Genomic DNA, 20358 nt, shown 5'->3' on the forward strand with positions numbered 1-20358 from the left:
GCTCACCGCTCCGGCGGGGCCTCCAGCCCGTCGCGGTCGGCCAACTCCAGCAACGGCTCCAGCGAGTGCCGGTCACCGTCCAGGCCGGCGTGCGGGTCGCCGCGCTCGGCGAACCGGGCCGGCATGCTGAGCACGTCGAAGTCCTCCGGGCGGGCCCGGTCCAGCTCCGACCAGTCCAGCGGCGCGGAGACCAGCGCGGCCGGCGTGGGCCGGATCGAGTACGCCGAGGTCACCGTGTGGTCCCGGGCCATCTGGTTGTAGTCGACGAAGACCGGCCGGTCCCGCTGCTCGCGCCACCAGGTCGTGGTGACCAGGTCCGGCAGCCGGCGCTGCATCTCCCGGCCCAACGCGAGCACCGCCCGACGGCAGTCACCGAAGCTCCACCGCGGCTCGATCGACAGGTAGACGTGCAGGCCCCGGCCGCCGGTCGTCTTCGGGTAGCCGGTCATGCCCAGCTCGGCGAGGAACGCCCGCACCTCGTGCGCCACCGGTACCACCTGCTCGAAGCCGACGCCGGGCATCGGGTCCAGGTCGATGCGCAGCTGGTCGGGGCGTTCCACGTCGGCGGCGGTGACCGGCCACGGGTGGAACCGCAGGGTGCCCAGGTTGGCGGCCCAGATGACCACCGCCAGCTCGCTCGGCGCCACCTCGTCGGCGGTACGGCCACTGGGGAAGGTGATGTGCGCGGTCCGCACCCACTCGGGAGCGCCCGCCGGCAGCCGCTTCTGGTAGAACGCGTCGCCCCGGTTGGTCTGCCGGGTGGCGATCGTCGCGCCCTCGAAGACCCCACGGGGCCAGCGTTCGAGCATGGTCGGCCGATCCCGCAGCGCGCGCAGGATGCCGTCACCCACCGCCAGGAAGTAGCGGACCACGTCCAGCTTGGTCAGCCCACGCTCCGGGAAGTAGGGCTTGTCGGGGCTGGAGACGCGGACCAGCCGCTCGCCAACCTGGATCTCCTCCGCCGCCGTGGCCACGCCACACACCGTACGACGAGGTGGGGTGTCGGTGCCGCACTTGACGGCCCGCGGGTTCGCGGCGACACCCTGTCGCCGCGTGCGCCCCCTCGCTCCGGGCATGGGCCACCGCGGAGCGGGGTGATCCTCTAGCGTGTGCCGGACTGTCCACGAGCCGCTGGAGACCACGTGATCATGCTTCGGAACCCACTGCGTCACGGGGTCTTGGCGCTGGCGCTGGTGCTCGCCGCCGCGAGCCTCGTCGGCACACCTGCGCTGCGCCCGACACCCGCCGAGGCCGCGCCGACCGTCGTGCCGGACGACTACCAGTTCGCTCTGGGATTTTCCAACACGCAGGGCGCGAACCAGTGGTCCTATCTGCAGTGGGACGGTGTCGCCTACACACCGATGGTGTGGGAGCCGACGCGGGACCGGTGGCGGGGCAACTGCGAGTTCTGCGTCATCAGCCGCAGCGGGCTTCACCCGGACACCAATGACGCGGTCATCGCCTGGACGGCGCCACGGGGTGGCGCGGTCACGGTGCGCGGCACCATGGACCACCAGACCTACATCGACCCCGACATCACGAACGTCGACGGTGTCCGGACCTTCGTCCGCAAGCGTAGCGGCGGCACGACGAGCAAGGTGTGGCCGTCGGCCGACTTCCAGCACCTGCGACCCGCCTTCATGGCCCAACACGTCTTCACCACCGCCGTCAACGCCGGCGACACGCTCCTGTTCCACGCGAACCGGGCAGGGACGGGGCTGCACGACGGGCTCTCGTGGAATCCGCGGATCAGTTACGACTACGAGCCGAAGTTCACTCTCGACCAGGCCGAACTGGTCATGAATCCCGCCGACTTCGACCGGATCGGTGAGCGCACCGCCCTGGATGCCAGCCTGTCGGTCGTCCCCAACGGCAGCCAGTTCGACTTCTACCACTCCTCGGATTTTGGCCGGCAGGTGCAGAAGTTCCGCGGGGACCTCGCCCGTCCCGCGCAGGTAAGGGTGTACGCCGACACGACGGCCAACCGGTTCCGCAATCCGCACGGCCTCGACGGGCAGTGGTGGATCGCGAGCGTGTACCGCACCGAGGAGGGTCACCTACTCGCGTTCTGCCACATCGAGAACGCCGACCCGCAGACGTCGGGGTGGTGGGCCGGCGGGTTGGCGTACTCCACCGACAACGGGGAGCACTTCACCCTGCTGGGCAAGACACTCGCCGCCCGTAAAAAGGCACCCGACGGTTCGACCGACAACATCGGCGGAATGCCATTCGTGCTCAAGGACGGCTTCCTCCACGTGTACTTCACCGAGTTCGGCATGCCGGTCGTCGCCCGCGCCCCGGTCGCCGAGGTGATCGACGCCGCCAAACGCGGCACGGTCAGCCCGTGGACCAAATACCACGGAGGCGCCTGGAACGAGCCCGGCATGCACGGACAGGCCACCGAGGTCGTCGCTGCCAGCCCGACGAACTCCTACGACTCCCACGCCGGCGCCGCCTACAGCACCTACCTCGGCAAGTACCTGCTCACCGGTGGCAGCGGCGGCCAGGGCCAGGGCATCTTCCTTGCGTTCGGCGACGACCCGGCACGCTTCGACACCCCGTCGTGGCTCCTGAGCAGCAACGCGAACAGCAAGGCCACCCTTCAGCCCTACGAGACCATCGTCGGGGTCGACGGTTCCACCAATGGCGTCGTGGGCCAGCAGTTCTACGTCTACTACGGCTACTTCTTCCGCTGGCCGCACGACGGAGTCGACCTCCCGAAGCACATGCGCTGGTTGTACCGGCAGAAGGTGACCCTGAACGCCGCCGGATTCGACCGCAACACCGTCAGCCTGAGCACCGATGCCAGCAAGAAGCAGGGTGAGAACGGAGTGCGCTACCAGGAGTACGACGGCACCGCGTACACCGACATGACGTGGTCGGACAGCGACCAGCGCTGGCACGGCACCTCGGCGTTCTCACTGCTGGACTCCATCGGCTGGCATCCGGATGGCAACCGCGACTCGGTGCGGGTCTGGACGGCGCCACGAGCCGGCACGGTGCGCGTCGGCGCCGACCTCGACGGCATTCGTGCCGGCGGCGGCTCCGGCGCCGACGGCGTCCGTGTGAAGATCGTCAAGAATGGGCTGCCCGTCTGGCCGGCCACCGGCTACGCGGCGGTCGAGCCAGCCAGCACCCTGCCCTTCGAACCCGTGGACATGACGGTGGCCGCCGGCGACCGGATCGCCTTCCACGTCAACCAGAACGTCACCTCCGCCTATGACACCACCCTCTGGCTCCCGACCCTGACCTACACCGGGGGTAGCCGGGTCAGCTGGTCCGGTAACGGCGACTTCGGCGGCGTTCAGGGCGCGGCCCAGTGGTCGTACGAGGAGTACGACGAGGGTGCCGGCGGCACCCCGATGACGTGGGACGCCGCCCAACAGCTGTGGCACGGCACAGCGCCGTACCTACAGATCGGGCCGGTCTCGCAGCACGCCGACGGCAACCGTGAGTCGGTGCGGGCCTGGGTCGCTCCGCGTGCCGGCAGGGTTCGGATCACCTCGGCGCTGGGCGACCTCTACACCGACAACGGCTCGGGGGCCGACGGCGTGCTGGTCCGGTTGACCCGGAACGGGACGAACGTCTGGCCATCCACCGGTAGGCAGAAGGTCGGTCCGGTGGACCGGGTCCCGTTCCCGATGATCGAGCTGAGCGTGGCCGCGGGTGACACCCTGCGCTTCCACCAACACCAGAACGGCACGAGCGCCTACGACACGACCAACTGGGTGCCGAAGATCGCATATCAGCCGTGAGGCTCCGCCCCACCGGCCCTCCTACCCCACCGGCCCTCGACTGAGGGTCGGCGAGCCGGACACGGTTACCGTCGGCGGCGCCCGGGTAGGGGGGCCGCATGGCGGAACTGGCAACCCTCTGGATCGTCCGGCACGGCGAGAGCACCGCGAACGTCGCGGCGACGCAGGCCGAGGCGTCGGGCGCGGAGCTGATCGACCTCACCCACCGCGACGCGGACGTGCCGCTCTCCGCGACCGGCGAGGACCAGGCTCGGGCGACCGGCCGATGGCTGGCCGAGCTGCCGGACGCGAAGCGCCCGGACGTGGCGGTGGTGTCGCCCTACCTGCGCGCGGTGCAGACCTCGCGGCTGGCGCTGGACGGCACCGACATTCCCGTGCACCGCGACGAGCGGCTGCGCGACCGGGAGCTGGGCATCCTCGACGGGTTGACCGGGCACGGGGTGCGCCGGCGCTACCCGGACGAGGCCGAGCGTCGGGAGCGGTTGGGCAAGTTCTACTACCGGCCGCCGGGTGGGGAGTCCTGGACCGACGTGGCGTTGCGGCTGCGGACGCTGCTGGGCGACCTGCGCCGTGATCACGAGGGTTGCCGGGTGCTGCTCTTCGGCCACGACGCGCTGGTCTTCCTGCTTCGTTATCTGGTGGAGGGGTTGACCGAGGACGAACTGATGGCGCTCACGCGGCAGGACGTCATCGCCAACTGTTCGATCACCGAGTGGTCGGCGGACGGCGACGACCGCCTGGCGCTCACCGCCTTCAACGATGTCGCGCACCTGCGTCAGCAGGGCGCCCAGCCCACCAGGGAGGACGAGATCCATGCCGAGCCGGTCTGAGGTGAAGGTGATCACCCCGGCGTTGCTGCGGGACTGGGCGCTGCCGGTGCCGGTCGGTGGGAAGGAGAGCCGGGGCACCGTGCTGGTGGTCGGCGGTTCCCGCTTCACGCCGGGCGCGGTGCTGCTCGCCGGGGTGGCCGCGTTGCGCGCCGGCGCCGGGGTGCTCCAGCTGGCCGCCGCCGAGTCCAGCGCCGCCGCGCTGAGCATCCAGGTGCCTGAGGCGCTGGTGGTCGGGCTGCCGGAGACCGCCGACGGCGCGGTGGCCGCCGACCGGGACGGACAACTCGGCGACCTGGTCGCGCAGGCCGATGTGGTGACGCTCGGCCCGGGTCTGAAGGCCATCGAAGAGACCAACCGCCTGCTGGGCCTGGTCCTGGAGGCGGCCCGCCCGGACACGTCGCTGGTGCTCGACGCGTACGCCCTCGGCGCGCTCAGCCACGCACCGGACCTGCTGGTCGGCTCCGGTCGACCGGTGGTGCTCACCCCCAACGTCACCGAGGCGGGGCACCTGCTCGGGCGGGACCCGGGCGACGACCTGGACCGGTACGAGGCGGTCGTGTCGCTGTACGGGCACGTGGCCGCCCCGGACGGGCGGGGTTGGCGGGAGGAGAGCGGCGACGCCGGGCTGGGCACCTCCGGCAGCGGGGACGTGCTCGCCGGGTTGCTGGCGGGGCTGCTGTCCCGGGGTGCCGACCCTGCGCAGGCGGCCTGCTGGGGCTCGTTCGCGCACTCGGTGAGCGGCCAGCGGCTGATTCCCCGCTACGGCCGGATCGGCTTTCTGGCTCGGGAGTTGCTCGACGAGATCCCCCGCACCCTGGCGATGGTCTGAGACGGTTTCATCTGTTTCCGCAGTCGGCGTGGGGGTACCGAAAACCCACCAGCGGAGACTTTTCAGGGAGGTCATACCGGTGTCGACCGATGCCATCGTCCTGCTCAAAGAGGACCACAAGGAAATGCGCCGCCTGTTCAAGGCCTTCCAGGACGCCGAGGAGGGGCCGGCGAGCCAGCGGCAGAAGCTGGTGGACCAGATCCTGGAGGCGCTGACGGTGCACACCTATCTGGAGAACGAGGTGATGTATCCGGAGGTCCGCCGGCTGCTGCCCGACCTGGAGGACGACATTCTCGAGTCGTACGAGGAACACCACGTCGCCGACGTGCTCTGCGCCGAACTGGCCGCCATGGACGCCGACGACGAGCGGTTCACCGCCAAGACGACAGTGCTGATCGAGAACGTCACCCACCACGTCGAGGAGGAAGAGCAGGAGTGGTTCCCCAAGGTCCGCGACGCGCTGGGCCGCAAGCAGTTGCAGGAGATCGGCGAGAAGATGATCGCGTTGCGGGCGGACGCGCCGCGTACCCCCACCGCGCCGAAGGCGATCAAGAAGGCGATGGACGCGGTGACCGCCTGAGGCCGCCACTCACCACGAAGCTCACGACGAAGGGCCCGGCTCACGCCGGGCCCTTCGTCGTGCACCGCCCGCACAAGCCCACCCCCACGCCCACGCCCACGCCCACGCCCACGCGATCTTGCAGTTTCTGTTTCTGGTTAGCGATGTTTGGTGGGTTTTGTCGCGACAGAAAGTGCAAGATCGCGGAGGCGGGGGGGCGGGCGGGTCAGGGCGGGCGGGGTGGGTCAGTTTCCTGATCCTGGCTCGGCCATCCGGCGGTGCTGCTCGGACTTGAGCTTGTCCGGGATGATCTTGCCGGCGGCGGTCTGCACCTTGTTCAGCAGCGACCCGGCGGTGACCGTCTGATCGCCCCTCATCATCGCCTCGAAGCCCTGGGCGGCGACCTTCGCCGGGTCGTCCTTCTTACCCGAGCCGACCCGGGTGTCCTCCATCTCGGCGCGGTCGAAGAACTCCGTGTCGGTTGGTCCGGGCATCAGCGAGGTCACCGTGACGCCGGTGTCCTTCAACTCGTTGCGCAGCGCCTCGGCGAAGGACTGCACGAACGACTTCGACGCGTTGTAGACCGCCTGGAACGGCCCCGGCATGGTCGAGGCGATCGACGAGGTGAAGAGCACCCGGCCCGCACCCCGCTCGACCATCCCCGGCAGCAGTCGCTTCGCCAGGTGCACCGTCGAGCGCACGTTGAGGTCGACGATCTCCAGCTCGTCGGCGAGATCGGTGCCGCCCACGAAGGCGCCGCCGGCACCCCGGCCGGCGTTGAGCGCCAGCGCGTCCAGCGGTCGTCCGGTCGCGGTGACGGCGGCCACCAACTCCGTCACGCCCTGCTCGCGGGCCAGGTCGACGCGGACCGACCAGATCTGCGGTCCGCCGTCCCGGCGCAGCTTCTGCGCCGCCAACTCGATGCCCTCGTCCTCGGCGGCGATGACCAGGTCGAAGCCGTGCTCACCGAACTGCGCCGCCAGTTCGTACCCGATCCCGCTGGAGGCCCCGGTCACCAGGGCGAGCGGCCGGTCGGAGGTGGGTGTGGTCATGTTCTCGACTCCTTCTGTGCGAACCCTGGCCGCACCCGTGACGGTGCGGTGGTCCCCTACCGTGTGCCCCGCGACGCAGCGCCCAACCACATCGGCGGGGGTCGCCTCCCGGAGGGCGGCCCGAACGACCGGGCCCGGCCCGGTACGATCGTCGCGGGCCGTTACTGGCGCGTGGGGATGGATAACCATCGGGGAGCGGCCCCGTCATGAGGACGTCTGCCGAGCGCCTGGGCCTTCCGCACGTCTGTAGGAGGTCGCATGTCCCGCAACGCCGAGTCCACCGCATTCCGCAGCGCCCTTGAGGTGATCCGGGCTGTCGAGCCGCGGGTCGCCGACGCCATCGGCGCCGAGCTGACCGACCAGCGGGAGTCACTCAAGCTGATCGCCAGCGAGAACTACGCCTCCCCGGCGACCCTGCTGGCGATGGGCAACTGGTTCAGCGACAAGTACGCCGAGGGCACCGTCGGCCGCCGTTTCTACGCCGGCTGCCAGAACGTCGACACCGTCGAGGCGCTCGCCGCCGAGCACGCCCGGGAGCTGTTCGGCGCCGCGCACGCGTACGTGCAGCCGCACTCGGGCATCGACGCCAACCTGGTCGCCTTCTGGGCGGTGCTGGCCGACCGGGTGGAGTCCCCCGCCCTGAAGAAGGCCCAGGTCCGCCAGGTCAACGACCTCACCGAGGCCGACTGGTTCGCGCTGCGCCGCGAGCTGGGCAACCAGCGGATGCTCGGCATGTCGCTGGACGCCGGTGGCCACCTCACCCACGGCTTCCGGCCGAACATCTCCGGCAAGATGTTCGACCAGCGCAGCTACGGCACCGACCCGGCGACCGGCCTGATCGACTACGACCGGGTGGCCGAGGCCGCCCGGGAGTTCAAGCCGTTGATCCTGGTGGGCGGCTACTCGGCGTACCCCCGGAAGGTGAACTTCCGGATCCTGCGCGAGATCGCCGACTCGGTCGGCGCCACCTTCATGGTCGACATGGCGCACTTCGCGGGCCTGGTGGCCGGCAAGGTCTTCACCGGTGACTTCGATCCGGTGCCGCACGCGCACATCGTCACGACCACCACGCACAAGTCGTTGCGTGGCCCGCGCGGCGGCATGGTGCTCTGCCAGCCGGAGCTCGCCGACCAGGTGGACCGGGGCTGCCCGATGGTGCTCGGCGGCCCGCTTCCGCACGTGATGGCCGCCAAGGCGGTCGCGCTCGCCGAGGCCCGCCGGCCCGACTTCGCCGACTACGCCCGGCGGATCGTGGACAACGCGCAGGCGCTCGCCGAGGGCCTGCTGCGCCGGGGCGCGAAGCTGGTCACCGGTGGCACCGACAACCACCTGGTGCTGATCGACGTGTCCGGTTACGGGCTCACCGGCCGGCAGGCCGAGCAGGCCCTGCTCGACTCGGGCATCGTCACCAACCGCAACTCGGTCCCGCAGGACCCGAACGGAGCCTGGTACACGTCCGGCATCCGGATCGGCACCCCGGCGCTGACCACCCGGGGCCTCGGCACCGCCGAGATGGACCAGACCGCCGAGTTGATCCACACCGTGCTGACCCAGACCACCGCCGGCGCCAACGCCGACGGCACCCCGTCGAAGGCGAAGTACACCCTGGACCCGGGCCTGGCCGACAAGGTCGCCCGTCAGGCCACCGACCTGCTGGCCACCCACCCGCTCTACCCCGGCATCGACCTGGCCTGAGCGGCGGCACCCGCCGACGGCACCGCCGCCGGTGCCGCTCACTCACGGTGAGCGGCACCGGCGGCGGGCCGACACCCTCAGACGATGGGGCGCTTCAGGTGGTAGCGGTGGACTTCGGTGCTGCCCTGGACGTTGTTGACGTCCTCGGCGGCGGAGACCAGCTCCCACCCCTCCCGGCCGGCGCGGTTGAGGTGCGCGATGGCCGTGTCGCCGTACGCGGTGATGTCCTTGCGTGAGCCGTCCGGCGCGTACCAGACGAACGAGACGTGAAAATTGCGGCCCTGTCCCTGATAGCGACGGACGAGCAGGGCGTACTCCCAGGCAACCATGGGCCTTATTATGTCCGTCCAACCAGGACGGCGGCACACGGGTCGTCGCGCATTGCCATCAGGTGAACGCGGTGCGTCAACCCGCCCGCCGGGCCCGCTCGTCGGTGATCAGTGCCGCCAGCCGGTCCAACCCGACGTCGATCTGCTCCGGCGTGACCGCGCTGACCGACAACCGCAACGCGTGGACCGGCGCGGTGTCGTCGTAGAAGTGCGCCATCGGCGTCCACAGCACCCCGTGGTCGCGCGCCGAGCGGTCCAGCAACGCGTCGTCGACCGGGAACGGCACTGTCACCACCACGAAGAACCCGCCGGCCGGCACTGTCCACCGCACGGCCGCCGCGCCGTCCGCCCCGGGCGGGAACCGCCGGGCCAGGCCGGCCACCAGGTGGCGCAGGTTCCTGGTGTACGCGGACCGCTCCCGGGTGTTCGCGGCCACCAGACTGCAACCGTGCTCCAGCAGCCGGCCACCGATCACCGCCTGCGCGATCGGCGACGTGTTCACAGTGACCATGCTCTTGATCATGGCGAGTTGATCGGCGAACGGACCGACCCGCCCGTCCGGGCCGGCCACCCGCTGGTCGGCGACCACGTACCCGACCCGCGCCCCGGGGAGCACGGTCTTGGCGAACGAGCCGAGGTAGACGACCCGCCGCCCGGTGTCCAACGCCTTGAGGGTGGGCGGGCGCGGTCCGTCGTCGACGGGGAACAGGCCGTAGGGGTTGTCCTCCAGCAGCAGCAGATCCTCCTGCCCGGCCAGGTCCAGCAACCGCCGCCGGTGGGCGGTGTCGATGCTGACCCCGGACGGGTTGGCGAAGTCCGGCATCAGGTAACAGGCGCGTGGCCGCAGCCCCGCCGCCCGGGCCCGGCGCACCTGGGCGGCCAGGTCGGCCAGGTCGATCCCGGACGGCCCACCGGCCACCGGCCAGACCGGCAGGTCCACCAGCCGGGCCGCGCCGGTCAGCCCGACGTAGGTCGGTGCGACCGCCAGCAGCACGTCCGTCGGCCCGGCCCGCAACGCCCGCAGCACCAGGAACATGGCCTCCTGGCAGCCGACGGTCACCACGATGTCCTCGCCGTCGACGGTGATCCCCTCGTCGACGGCGAGGTTACGGGCGATCAGGTGGTGCACGATGCCCTTGGTCCGGCCGTACTGCAGCAGCAGCCGCCGGGCCTGCTCGGGTCGGTGCCCCAGGTCGTCGACGAGGTGCCGGTGGAAGGTGTCCAGGTGCCGGTGCACCGCCGCGAGGTCGAAGAACTCCTCGTACGGCCGGCCGGCCGCGAGGGACACCGCCGCCGGGTACCGCTCGGACACCTCGTTGAGGAAGTTCATCGACGTCAACGCCGGATCGCCCAGCGCGGGGTGCAGGTCGGCGACGGCCAGGTCGACAGGTTCGGTGGCGGTCACCGCTCAACCCACCCGGAGGGTACGCAGCTCGCCGGCCGCCACCGGGTCGGCGCAGCCGGCCAGGGTCAGCGCGTCGGTCAGCTCGGCGGCGAGCAGCGCCAACGCGTCCCGGGCCGCCGGTTCGCCGCCGACGGCCAGCGCCCAGAGCAGCGGCCGGCCGACCAGCACCCCGGACGCACCCAACGCCAGCGCCCGCAGCACGTCGGTGCCGCTGCGGATGCCGCTGTCCAGCAGCACCTGGCAGCCGCCCCCGACCGCGTCGACGACCTCCGGCAGCATGGTGACGCTCGGCGGTGCACCGTCCAGTTGCCGCCCACCGTGGTTGGAGACGACCACCGCGTTCGCGCCGACCCGTACCGCCTCGGTCGCGTCCCGCGGATCCAGCAGCCCTTTGACCACCAGCGGCAGGTCGATCTGCTCGCGCAGCCACGCCAGGTCCGCCCACCGCAACGCCGGCGCGAACGACGCGGCGGTGTGCGCGGCGATCGCGGACACCCCGGGGGCACCGGAGTGCGCCAGCGCGTCCCGGCCCTCGGGGAGGTTCGCGGCCACCACCTCGGTCGGCAGCCGGAACGCGTTGCGCAGGTCCCGGGGACGTCGGCCGAGCACCGGGACGTCCACGGTGACCACCAGTGCCCGGCACCCGGCCGCGACCACCCGGTCCAGCAGGTCGCGGACGAGAGCCCGGTCGCGCAGCCAGTAGAGCTGGAACCAGACGTCCGCGCCCACGCCGGCCACCTGCTCGATCGGCGTGCTGCCCAGCGTGCTCGCCAGGTACGGGATTCCGGCCGCGCCGGCCGCCGCCGCGAGCCCCAGCTCCCCGTCCGGGTGCACCAGCCGCTGGTACGCCATCGGCGCCACGGCGACCGGCATGGCGTACCGGCTGCCGAGCAGGCCGGCGCCGAGGTCGACGGTGTCCACGCCACGCAGCACCCGGGGCAGCACCGCGACCCGGTCCAGCGCGTGCCGGTTCGCGGCGAGGGTCACCTCGGCCGCGCTGCCGCCGGCCAGGTAGTCCCACACGTCCGGCGCCAGCACGGCCCGGGCCCGCTCGGCGTAGTCGGCGAGCGAGACGGCCGGCAGGTCGGTCAGCACCCGCTCAGCCATCGGCCACCGCCGGGCCCGTCACGGCCGGCTCGTCCACCTGGGCGGCTTCCGGCCCGGCCGACAGCCCGAAGCGTTCCCGGAGAAAGGCGGCCGCGTCTTCCTGCGCCCGCCGCCCGTCGGTGAAGGTTCCCGGCATGGCGAAGAACCCGTGGATCATGCCCGGGTAGTGCGCCAGTCGGGTGGGCACACCGGCGTCTCGCAGCCGCTCGGCGTACCGCTGCCCCTCGGCGCGCAGGGGGTCCAGTTCGGCGGTGATCACCAACGCCGGCGGCAACCCGGACAGGTCGTCGGCGAGCAGTGGCGAGGCCAGCGGATCCCGGGCGTGCCCCGGGTCGGAGAGGTAGTGCCTCCGGTACCAGGCAACCGAATGCCTGTTGAACAGCGCCGGGTCGTCGTCGCCGACCGGGTCGCCGCTCTGGTCGGTGTTCGGGTAGATCAGCAGTTGCGCGGCGAGCGGGGGCCCGTCCGTCCGGCTGAGCAGGGTGACCGCCGCGGCCAGGTTCCCGCCGGCGCTGTCCCCACCCACCGCCAGCCGGGTCGGGTCCACACCCAGCCGGTCGGCGTGCCGGGCGATCCACGAGGTGGCGGCGTGGCAGTCGTGCACCGCCGCCGGAAAGGGGTGCTCCGGGGCGAGGCGGTAGCCGACGGTGATCACCTGACAGGGCACGGCGTTGGCCAGGCGCCGGCAGATGCCGTCGGCGGTGTCGATGCTGCCGAGCGTCCAGCCGCCGCCGAAGAAGTACAGCACCGTGGGCAGCGGACCCGGACCGCTCGGCCGGTACACCCGCAGCGGCAGCTCCCCGGCGGGGCCGGGGATGCGTTCGTCGCGTACCTCGGTCACCGGCTCGACCGGGCCGCCGCCGGCGCGGATCGCGGCCAGATCCGCGGCGCGCGCCTCGGCGAGGGTCTGCGTGTACAGCGGCGGGGTGCCGGCTGCGGCGCGGGCCGCCCGGTACGCCGCCACCTCCGGATGCAGCGTCATGTCGCTCCTATCCACCGGTGCTGACCAGCAGCTTGTCGATACCGCGCAGGAACAGGCTGCCGCTGTACGTCGGCGTCTCGGTGACGGTCAGCGCGGGGAACCGGGCGAACAGCCGGGGCAGCGCGAGGCGACCCTCCAACCGCGACACCGCCGCGCCCAGGCAGAAGTGCAGACCGACACCGAAGGCCAGCGACGGGGGGCCGGCACGGGTCGGGTCGAAGGCGTCCGGGGCCGGGAAGCGGGCCGGGTCCCGGTTGGCCGCCCCGATCATGATCAGCACGTTGTCGTCGGTGGCGACCGGCACGCCGTGCAGCACGGTGTCGGCCGGCGCGGCGCGGGCCAGGAAGTGCACCGGGCTCGCCAACCGCAACACCTCGTCGACGCAGCCCTGCGCCAGTGTGGCGTCGCTGGGCAGCGCCGCGACCGTCTCCGGCTGCGCCAGCAGCAACGGCAGCCCGTTGCTGAACATGTAGACGGTGGTGACGAAGCTGGCGTTGAACAGCACGATCAGGTTGCTGATCAATTCCTCCTCGGTCAGCTCCACCTCCCCGGAGTCGAGCGCCTCGACCAACCCGCTGAGCAGGTCGTCCCCGGGCGCCCGGCGGCGGTGTGCGAGCAACTCCCGGTAGAAGGCCCGCAACTCCCGCGCGGCGGTGTTGGCCGCGGCCAGCCGCTGCGGGGTCTTGCCCGCCACGTCCAGGAACTCGTCGATCCACTCCACCCGCTCGCGGTACCACGGCAACTCGGCGGCCGGGATGCCGATGAACTCGGCCATCACCAGGGCCGGGATCGGGTACGCGAAGTCGGCCACGAAGTCGACGACGCCCGGGCCGGCGTCCGCCATCCGGTCCAGCAGCTCGTCGACCACCCGCAGGATCACCGGTTCCAGCGCGCCGAGCCGGCGCGGCGTGAAGGTGCGGGAGAAGACGTGCCGCATCCGGGTGTGATCGGGCGGGTTGACGAACATCATCGAGGTCTGGAAGGTGCGCAGGATCTCCTGTTCCTCCCAGCCCGGCGGCGGCTGTTTCGTCCACTGCGGATCGCGCAGCAACTCGTCGACGAGGTCGTAGCCGACGGCGACCGCGGCCACCGTGCGGTGCTCGGCGCGCGGCGGCACCGCGCTGATTGGGCCGAGCTGGTGCAGCTGCGCGTACCACGGGTACGGGTCCTGTCTGCCCTGTTCGCTGTACAGGCCGGTCAGTATCTCCGCCACGTCCACGGCCAACTCCTCCCCAGGATGTCGATGGCCGGGGCGGCGGGGATCACCCGCCGCCCCCGGCCGGTGTCACAGGTCGAGCAGCCGCAGCGGCACCGCGTTGGCCAGTGCCTGGTTGCCGGCGTCGTTCGGGTGGATGTGGTCCCCCGAGTCGTACGCGGCCAGCAACTGGCTGGGCCGGGCCGGGTCACGCAGCACCCGGTCGAAGTCGAGCAGCCCGTCGAACTCCCGGCTGCCGCGCAGGTACGCGTTCACCGCCTGCCGGGTGGCCTCCTTCTGCGGCGTCCACACGCCCGGCGCGCCGTGCCCCTCGTACGGCGTCAGCGTGGCCACCAGGCTGGTCAGCCCGCGCTGCTGGAGTTGCTGGTTGATCTGACGCAGGGTGGCAATGATCGCCTCGGGTGTGTCGTTCGACATCCAGATGTCGTTGATGCCCAGGTGGGTGACGACGGTCCGCACCCCGGTCTGGCCGAAGACGTCCTCGTTGAGCCTGGCCGCCGCGTTCGGGCCGAGCTGGTAGTAGCCGGGGTAGTCGCCGTCGCCCGGCTCGGTGCCCTCGTGGTTGAGCCGGTTGCCGGCCAGGCTCAGGTTGAGCACGCCCGGGGTGTGCTTGTCCGGCCGGTCCGCCAGCAGCCGGTCGGCGAGCAGGTCGGGCCAGCGCCGGTTGGCGTTGACGGTGCTGCCGTTGCCGTCACCGATGGAGTCGCTGAGCACGACGAGCGCGCCGGGGCTGCCCTTGCGTTGCACGTCGACGCCGGAGAGGAAGAACCAGCAGCAGGTGGGACGGGTGGTGAACCCGGTGCCCTCGGCCGCCCCGGTCAGGTCGCCGGCGCCGATGAAGTTGGCCTGCTGGGACTGCCCGTGGAAGGTGGTCGGGCCGGTCGGCGTCGGGAAGTGCACGGTGAGCACCAGGTCGCTGTCGTCGGCGACCGGGAAGGGCAACGGGTCGCTGAGCAGTTCCGCGCCGCGGTTCATGGTCGCCGTGGTGGCGCCGGTGAAGGTCAGCGGGCGCACCGACGCCGCGTCGATGTCGGAGAGGTCGTCGGGGGTCGTGGTGTTGGGCCGGGCGACGGTGGCACGGCCGACCTGGACCGCCTGCTCGCCGTAGAGGTTGCTCAACCGGACCCGCAGCGCCGGGCCGCCCACCGACACGTGCACGATCATCCGGACGCTCTGGTTGTTGAGGCCGGTGTTGGTCAAACCGACCGAGTTGCCCCGGGTGACAGCGGTGGCCCAACTGCCCGCCCACTCGGCGCGGTCGGATCGGCTGGCGGTGGTGCCGGACGGGCCGGCGCTGGCGACGACGGCGGGTGCGCCGGCGACCAACAGCACGGCCGCGGCGGCGATGACAGGCCATCTCTTCGGGGTTGCCGTTGCCATGGAACCTCCATCGTGTGGCAGCCCAGGGCCGTCCGCTGACGGCGCCCGCCTGGACGATGGTCCAGAAACCTAGCCGCCGCCGTTGACGGGCGTCAATCAACCTGATCGACGCGATCAAATGTCCGGCGGGCCGCCCGGATCGCCCACTCGGCACGGTTCCGACCAGTCGTTTCCGGCCTAGGCTTCCAGGCGGCGGCGGTGCGGTCGCCCAAGCGCGCCACCGTCGCGTCGTCACCGGGAGCTGCCCGGGGACCGCCGCTTTTCTCGGATGGGGGCTGCCGGATGACTGACGGACCCGAGCACACCACGACGTACGTGCACACTGTGTTGGACCTCTTCGCCGGATTCGGCGATCGGGAGGCGCTGGTCGGCGCCGATCGGCGACTCACCTACACCGAAGCCGCCGCCCGGGTCCGGGCGATGGCCGCGACGTTGACCCGGCACGGCGTACGGCCCGGGTCGGCGGTGCTGGTGACCGTCGCGAACGCGGTGGAGGGTCCGCTGCTCCAACTCGCCCTGCACCTGCTCGGCTGCCGGACGATGTGGGTCGCCCCGGTGACCGCGCGCCGGGAGGTCGACGAGTTCATCAGGTTGGCCCGCCCCGACGCCCTGGTCTACGACGCCCGGGACCGGGCCAGCCTGGGCCCGGAACTGGCCGCCGCGCTGCCCAGCACGCCGGTGTGCTGCCTGGGCGCGGGCGGCGCCGGACCCGACCTCACCGCCGACGCCGACGCGACGGAGCTGCCGGCGTCAGTGCCGGCACCCGAGTCGTTCCTGCAGACCAGTGGCACCACCGGAAGTCCCAAGCTCGTGCACCACCGGGAGAGCTTCTACGCCCAGATCCTCACCCTGGCCGCCGACTTCCGCGCCGCCGGGTTCCCGCTGCTGCGGCACCTGTCGCACTCGCCGATGTGGCTGGCCAGCGGCCAGATCACCACCCTGTTCAACCTGTTCACCGGCGGGGTGCTGTTCCTGCGTGACGACTGGGACCCGGTGGCCTTCGTGGACACCGTGCAGCGGGAGCGGATCAACTCGACCTTCGTCACCCCGCCGATGCTCTACGAGGTGCTGGACCACCCGGCGCTGGTCGGCGCGGACTTCTCCGCCATGTTCATGTTCAACGTGGGCGCCGGGCCCGCCGCGCCCGCCCGGCTGCGCCAGGCCATCGCGCGCTTCGGCCCGGTGCTGCGCATCGTGTACGGCCTCAGCGAGGCGGTCGTGATCACCGCGCTGCCCGGGCTGACCGACGACCCGGACCACCCGGAGCGGCTGCGCTCCTGCGGGCGGCCCTACGGCGACGTGCGCATCGAGATCCGCGACGACGACGGGGTGGTGCTGCCGACGGGCCGCGACGGCGAGGTGTGGGTGCGGACCCGACTGAGCTTCGCCGGTTACCACGGCCAGCCGGAGCTGACCGCACAGACGCTCGTCGACGGGTGGGTGCGGACCCGCGACATCGGCCACCTCGACGACGACGGCTACCTCTACCTGGTCGACCGGGCGCACGACATGATCGTCACGCATCGGCGGAACTGGGCGATCTTCTGCCGTCCCATCGAGGATGCGCTGGTCGGGCACCCGCAGGTCCGCGCCGCCGCCGTGATCGGCGTACCGGACGAGACGGTCGGCGAGGTGCCGTACGCGTACGTGGTGCTCGGGCCGGACGCGACGGTCACCGGGGCGGAGCTGATCGACCTGGTGACCACCGAACTCAACAAGATGTGGGCACCGGCCGCCGTGGAGTTCGTCGACCGGTTGCCGGTGAACCGGTCGATGAAGGTGGACAAGCGGGCGTTGCGCGCCCGCCACGCGGCCGGTCGGGCGGCGGCGGTCGGGGCGTGACCCCCCGCCGGCAACTGGTCGTCCTGGTCAGCGCCGACCTGATCTCGAACCTGGGCACCCGCATCTCGGTGGTGACCATCCCGTGGCTGGTGCTGGTCACCACCGGCAGCCCCACCAAGATGGGCCTCGTCGCGTTCGCCGAGACCCTGCCGTACCTGCTGTCCAGCGCGTTGGGCACGCCCTGGGCGGACCGGATCGGCCTGCGTCGTACCTCGATCCTCTGCGACGCGGGCAGCGCGGTGGCGATGGTCGTCGTCGCGTTGACCCCGTGGTTGGGTTTCGTCCCGCTGGTGGCGCTCGTCGCGGTGGCCGGCGCGCTGCGGGGCATCGGGGACCGGGTGAAACACGTGATGTTTCGGCCGGTCGCGGAGGCCGCCGGGGTGCCGCTGATCCGGCTGACCTCCGCCTACGACGGGCTCAGTCGGGTGGTGACCCTCTTCGGTGCCGCGGTGGGCGGTCTGCTGATCGCCGTGTTCGGGGTGACCGAGGCGATCCTCATCGACGCGGCAAGCTTCGGCGTCTGCGCGCTGCTCATCGGTGTCCTGGTCCGCCCACCGGCCGCCCCGACCCCACCGGCCCAGCCGGAGAGCTACCTGAGCGCGCTACGGGGTGGGTTCAGCTACCTGGGTCGGGACCGGCCGCTGCTCGGCATGCTCGCCGTCATCTCGGCGCTGAACATGGTGGCCAACGCCAGCGTGGCCGTCTACATCCCGGTCTGGGTCGCCCGCGAGCTACCCGGGCCGAGCGGTCTCGGCCTGGTGCTGGCGGCGTTCTCGGCGGGCGCGCTGCTGGGCAACCTGGTGTTCACCGCGCTCGGGCCCCGGCTGCCGCGGCGGCTGACGTTCCTGATCGGTGCGCTGGTCGCCGGCACACCCCGGCTGGTGGCGCTCGCGATCAGCGACGAACTGCCGGTCGTGCTCGTGGTGACGTTCCTGTCCGGGATCGGCATCGCGGCGGTCAACCCGCTGCTCGGGGTGGCCCTCTACGAGCGGGTGCCGCCGGAGTTGCAGACCCGGGTGATCGGCATCGCCGGCTCGTTGGCGTTCGTCGGGCTGCCGGTCGGCGCGCTGCTCGGCGGCTGGTCGGTGGACGCTCTGGGGCTCACCCCGGCCCTGCTGACCATGGCGGCGGCGTGCCTGGTGATCACCGCGTACCCGCTGGTGAACAGGGCGTCCGGCCCGGAAACCCCGGCGCGGCCCGCCCCCGTCGCCACCCGGTAAACGCGTTGCGGGGGCTGGCCGGCTGCCGCAGGCTCGGGCTGATGAACACGCAACCGACACCCGGCGTCCCGGTGACCGACGTCGCCGTGGCCGACCGGATCGACGTGGCACTGGTCCGCCGACTGGTGGCCGAGCAGTTCCCGCGGTGGGCGTCGCTTCCGGTCCGCCCTGTCGCTGTCGACGGTTGGGACAACCGCACCTTCCACCTGGGCGCGGAGATGACCGTGCGGCTGCCCAGCGGCGCGGGGTACGCCCTGCAGGTCGACAAGGAACAGCGCTGGCTGCCGGTGCTCGGGCCACAGCTACCGGTGCGGATCCCCGTTCCGCTGGCTCAGGGCCGACCCGGGGCCGGTTACCCGTACCCGTGGTCGGTCTACCGGTGGATCGACGGGCAGACCGCCGCAGCTGAGCGGATCGACGACCTGACCCGGTTCGCCACCGACCTCGCCGCCTTCCTGCGCGCCCTGCGTGGCATCGACGCCACCGACGGCCCGCAGCCCGGCCCGCACAGCGCCTGGCGGGGCGGCCCGCTGTCCACCTACGACACCGAGACCCGGGCGGCGATCGAGGCGCACCGCGACCGGCTGCCCGCCGACGTCGTCACCGGCATCTGGCAGGCCGCCCTCGACGCCACCTGGACCGGCCCGGCGCTCTGGTTCCACGGCGACGTCGCGGAGGGCAACCTGCTGGTCCGCGACGGTCGGCTCGCCGCGGTCATCGACTTCGGCTGCTGCGGTGTGGGCGACCCGGCCTGCGACACCGTGATCGCCTGGACCCTGCTGCGCGGCCCCAGCCGGGCGGCCTTCCGGGCGGCGCTCGGTCTGGACGACGGCACCTGGGCGCGCGGACGGGGCTGGGCGCTGTGGAAGGCGCTGATCACCCTGGACGATCACGACCCGGCCAAGGCCGAGCGGGCCGGGCACGTACTCGGCGAACTCCTCGCCGAACACACGGTGGCCCGCTGAACCCGTACGGTGTGGCCATGGCCAGTTGGGACGACGTCCGTCGGATCGCGCTCGCGCTGCCCGAGGCCACCGAGCGGGCCTCGTACGATGGGCTGCCGGCCTGGCGGGTGCGCGACAAACCGCTCGTCTGGGAGCGACCGCTGCGGCGGACCGATCTCGACGCGCTCGGGGCCGCCGCACCCGACGGCCCGCTGCTCGGCGTCCGAGTGGCCGACCTCGGCGTCAAGGAGGCCCTGCTCGCCGACGACCCGTCGGTCTACCTGACCATCCCGCACTTCGACGGCTACCCGGCGGTGCTGGTCAGACTCGACCGAATCAGCCCGTCCGAGCTGGTCGAGGTCATCACCGACGCCTGGTACGCGCGGGTCCCGAAACGGCTGGCCGCCGCCCACCGCGCCGACCAGGAGCCGACCAGGCCCGGGTGAGCTGCCGCTGCGCCCACCACTGGCGGGCCCGCGTCACCGGATCGAGGTCAGGCTGGCCGGGCCGCCCAATGGTCGGTTAGCGTGCCGGCATGCCATCGACGCTCACCGAATCGACGGACCCGTACTGTCTGCGCCCCGGGGAGGCCGCCCAACTGCTGCACGGGCACCCGTGGCGGCGGTTCGTGGCGCTCGGCGACAGCGTCGTGGAGGGCATGTGTGAGCCGACCCCGGGTTACCCGGACGTGCAGTGGGTCGACCGGGTCGCCGCCGAGCTGACCACCGTGCGCCCCGAGTTGGCGTACCGGAATCTGGGTCGACGGGGGCTGCGCGCGCACCAGGTGCGGGCCACCCAGCTCGCCCCGGCGTTGGCCTTCGCACCGGATCTGGCCCTGGTCGTCTGCGGGGGCAACGACGCCTTCCACCCGGCGTACGACGCGGCGGCGGTGGACGTCGAGCTGACCGCGATGATCACCGCGTTGCGCGACGTGGGCGCCGACGTGATCACGGTGGGCATGTTCGACGTCTCGCACAGCCCGGCGGTGCCCGAGCACCTGCGGGCCGGCCTCAGGGAACGAATGCGCCGCCTCTCCGCCCACACGGCCACCCTGGCCGAGCGCCTCGGCACGGTCCACGTCCACCTGACCGACCATCCCCTGACGGCCGACCCCACCCTCTACAGCACCGACGGCCGCCACGGCAGCGCCCGCAGCGACGCCATAGCAACAACCGAAACCCTCCGCGCCCTCTCCCTCTCCCTCTCCCTCTCC

General features: G+C 72.0%; 17 protein-coding genes, 1 pseudogene and 1 riboswitch. Of the genes and pseudogenes, 10 read left to right on the top strand and 8 right to left on the bottom strand.

Features of this window, described 5'->3' with window-relative positions; genetic code table 11:
* Window positions 1-2: 2 nt before the first annotated feature.
* A complete protein-coding gene (locus tag ACX27O_RS10575) occupies window positions 3-974 on the bottom strand; it encodes a DNA polymerase domain-containing protein (protein ID WP_458939351.1) in 972 nt (323 codons plus the stop codon).
* 168 nt (window positions 975-1142) lie between these two features.
* Between ACX27O_RS10575 and ACX27O_RS10580 the strand changes: the two genes are divergently transcribed.
* The 4 genes from ACX27O_RS10580 (at window position 1143) to ACX27O_RS10595 (ending at window position 5994) form a co-directional block, all read left to right on the top strand.
* Window positions 1143-3755 (top strand): hypothetical protein, encoded by a 2613-nt coding sequence (locus tag ACX27O_RS10580; protein ID WP_458939352.1) that lies wholly within the window; start codon window positions 1143-1145, stop codon window positions 3753-3755.
* Between the two features lie 98 nt (window positions 3756-3853).
* Window positions 3854-4585, top strand: a complete 732-nt coding sequence (locus tag ACX27O_RS10585) for a histidine phosphatase family protein (protein WP_210862553.1) — start codon at window positions 3854-3856, stop codon at window positions 4583-4585.
* A complete protein-coding gene (locus tag ACX27O_RS10590) occupies window positions 4569-5414 on the top strand; it encodes an NAD(P)H-hydrate dehydratase (RefSeq protein ID WP_458939353.1) in 846 nt (281 codons plus the stop codon). The genes ACX27O_RS10585 and ACX27O_RS10590 overlap by 17 nt, the downstream gene beginning before the upstream one ends.
* Before the next feature lie 79 nt (window positions 5415-5493).
* Entirely contained in the window at window positions 5494-5994 is a 501-nt protein-coding gene (locus ACX27O_RS10595; protein WP_030337907.1) for a hemerythrin domain-containing protein, read from the top strand.
* Window positions 5995-6218: 224 nt separating this feature from the next.
* On the opposite strand, the gene ACX27O_RS10600 is transcribed toward ACX27O_RS10595, so the two are convergent.
* A complete protein-coding gene (locus tag ACX27O_RS10600; protein WP_357648463.1) occupies window positions 6219-7025 on the bottom strand; it encodes an SDR family NAD(P)-dependent oxidoreductase in 807 nt (268 codons plus the stop codon).
* Between the two features lie 150 nt (window positions 7026-7175).
* Window positions 7176-7265: riboswitch (ZMP/ZTP riboswitch) on the top strand.
* Between the two features lie 18 nt (window positions 7266-7283).
* Between ACX27O_RS10600 and ACX27O_RS10605 the strand changes: the two genes are divergently transcribed.
* Window positions 7284-8720, top strand: a complete 1437-nt coding sequence (locus ACX27O_RS10605; protein ID WP_030333038.1) for a glycine hydroxymethyltransferase — start codon at window positions 7284-7286, stop codon at window positions 8718-8720.
* A gap of 77 nt (window positions 8721-8797) precedes the next feature.
* On the opposite strand, the gene ACX27O_RS10610 is transcribed toward ACX27O_RS10605, so the two are convergent.
* The 6 genes from ACX27O_RS10610 to ACX27O_RS10635 form a co-directional block, all read right to left on the bottom strand.
* Window positions 8798-9049, bottom strand: a complete 252-nt coding sequence (locus ACX27O_RS10610) for a hypothetical protein (RefSeq protein WP_030333037.1) — start codon at window positions 9047-9049, stop codon at window positions 8798-8800.
* A 76-nt stretch (window positions 9050-9125) separates the two neighbouring features.
* Complete coding sequence (locus ACX27O_RS10615; protein ID WP_458939354.1) at window positions 9126-10454, bottom strand: aminotransferase-like domain-containing protein; 1329 nt, start codon at window positions 10452-10454, stop codon at window positions 9126-9128.
* A gap of 3 nt (window positions 10455-10457) precedes the next feature.
* Window positions 10458-11561, bottom strand: a complete 1104-nt coding sequence (locus ACX27O_RS10620; RefSeq protein ID WP_458939355.1) for an alpha-hydroxy acid oxidase — start codon at window positions 11559-11561, stop codon at window positions 10458-10460.
* Entirely contained in the window at window positions 11554-12543 is a 990-nt protein-coding gene (locus tag ACX27O_RS10625) for an alpha/beta hydrolase (protein ID WP_210865969.1), read from the bottom strand. Before ACX27O_RS10625 ends, ACX27O_RS10620 begins: the two co-directional genes overlap by 8 nt.
* A gap of 7 nt (window positions 12544-12550) precedes the next feature.
* Window positions 12551-13762, bottom strand: coding sequence for a cytochrome P450 (locus ACX27O_RS10630; protein WP_030333030.1), 1212 nt, complete (start codon window positions 13760-13762; stop codon window positions 12551-12553).
* Between the two features lie 66 nt (window positions 13763-13828).
* Window positions 13829-15106 (bottom strand): SGNH/GDSL hydrolase family protein, encoded by a 1278-nt coding sequence (locus tag ACX27O_RS10635; RefSeq protein ID WP_458939473.1) that lies wholly within the window; start codon window positions 15104-15106, stop codon window positions 13829-13831.
* A 315-nt stretch (window positions 15107-15421) separates the two neighbouring features.
* Here ACX27O_RS10635 and ACX27O_RS10640 point away from each other — a divergent pair, with 315 nt between their 5' ends.
* The 5 genes and pseudogenes from ACX27O_RS10640 to ACX27O_RS10660 all read left to right on the top strand — a co-directional run.
* The gene (locus ACX27O_RS10640; RefSeq protein WP_210865967.1) at window positions 15422-16981 is read left to right on the top strand and encodes an AMP-binding protein; all 1560 of its coding nucleotides are present in this window, start codon (window positions 15422-15424) and stop codon (window positions 16979-16981) included.
* The gene (locus tag ACX27O_RS10645) at window positions 16978-18201 is read left to right on the top strand and encodes an MFS transporter (RefSeq protein ID WP_030333023.1); all 1224 of its coding nucleotides are present in this window, start codon (window positions 16978-16980) and stop codon (window positions 18199-18201) included. Before ACX27O_RS10640 ends, ACX27O_RS10645 begins: the two co-directional genes overlap by 4 nt.
* Window positions 18202-18242: 41 nt before the next feature.
* On the top strand, window positions 18243-19166 hold the full coding sequence (locus tag ACX27O_RS10650; protein ID WP_210863589.1) for an aminoglycoside phosphotransferase family protein: 924 nt from the start codon (window positions 18243-18245) through the stop codon (window positions 19164-19166).
* 17 nt (window positions 19167-19183) lie between these two features.
* Window positions 19184-19591: an MmcQ/YjbR family DNA-binding protein gene (locus tag ACX27O_RS10655; protein ID WP_458939356.1), complete on the top strand. Its 408-nt coding sequence runs from the start codon at window positions 19184-19186 to the stop codon at window positions 19589-19591.
* 89 nt (window positions 19592-19680) lie between these two features.
* Window positions 19681-20340: pseudogene (locus ACX27O_RS10660) on the top strand (SGNH/GDSL hydrolase family protein); the annotation flags it as partial.
* Between the last annotated feature and the right edge of the window lie 18 nt (window positions 20341-20358).

The organism is Micromonospora sp. SD19, assembly GCF_054462275.1.

What these genes read in the sequence shown, in the direction of transcription:
- ACX27O_RS10585 (WP_210862553.1), top strand. Translation starts at nt 3,854, where the DNA reads ATGGCGGAACTGGCAACCCTCTGGATCGTCCGGCACGGCGAGAGCACC.
- ACX27O_RS10590 (WP_458939353.1), top strand. Translation starts at nt 4,569, where the DNA reads ATGCCGAGCCGGTCTGAGGTGAAGGTGATCACCCCGGCGTTGCTGCGG.
- ACX27O_RS10600 (WP_357648463.1), bottom strand. Translation starts at nt 7,025, where the DNA reads ATGACCACACCCACCTCCGACCGGCCGCTCGCCCTGGTGACCGGGGCC.
- ACX27O_RS10605 (WP_030333038.1), top strand. Translation starts at nt 7,284, where the DNA reads ATGTCCCGCAACGCCGAGTCCACCGCATTCCGCAGCGCCCTTGAGGTG.
- ACX27O_RS10610 (WP_030333037.1), bottom strand. Translation starts at nt 9,049, where the DNA reads ATGGTTGCCTGGGAGTACGCCCTGCTCGTCCGTCGCTATCAGGGACAG.
- ACX27O_RS10620 (WP_458939355.1), bottom strand. Translation starts at nt 11,561, where the DNA reads ATGGCTGAGCGGGTGCTGACCGACCTGCCGGCCGTCTCGCTCGCCGAC.
- ACX27O_RS10625 (WP_210865969.1), bottom strand. Translation starts at nt 12,543, where the DNA reads ATGACGCTGCATCCGGAGGTGGCGGCGTACCGGGCGGCCCGCGCCGCA.
- ACX27O_RS10640 (WP_210865967.1), top strand. Translation starts at nt 15,422, where the DNA reads ATGACTGACGGACCCGAGCACACCACGACGTACGTGCACACTGTGTTG.
- ACX27O_RS10650 (WP_210863589.1), top strand. Translation starts at nt 18,243, where the DNA reads ATGAACACGCAACCGACACCCGGCGTCCCGGTGACCGACGTCGCCGTG.
- ACX27O_RS10655 (WP_458939356.1), top strand. Translation starts at nt 19,184, where the DNA reads ATGGCCAGTTGGGACGACGTCCGTCGGATCGCGCTCGCGCTGCCCGAG.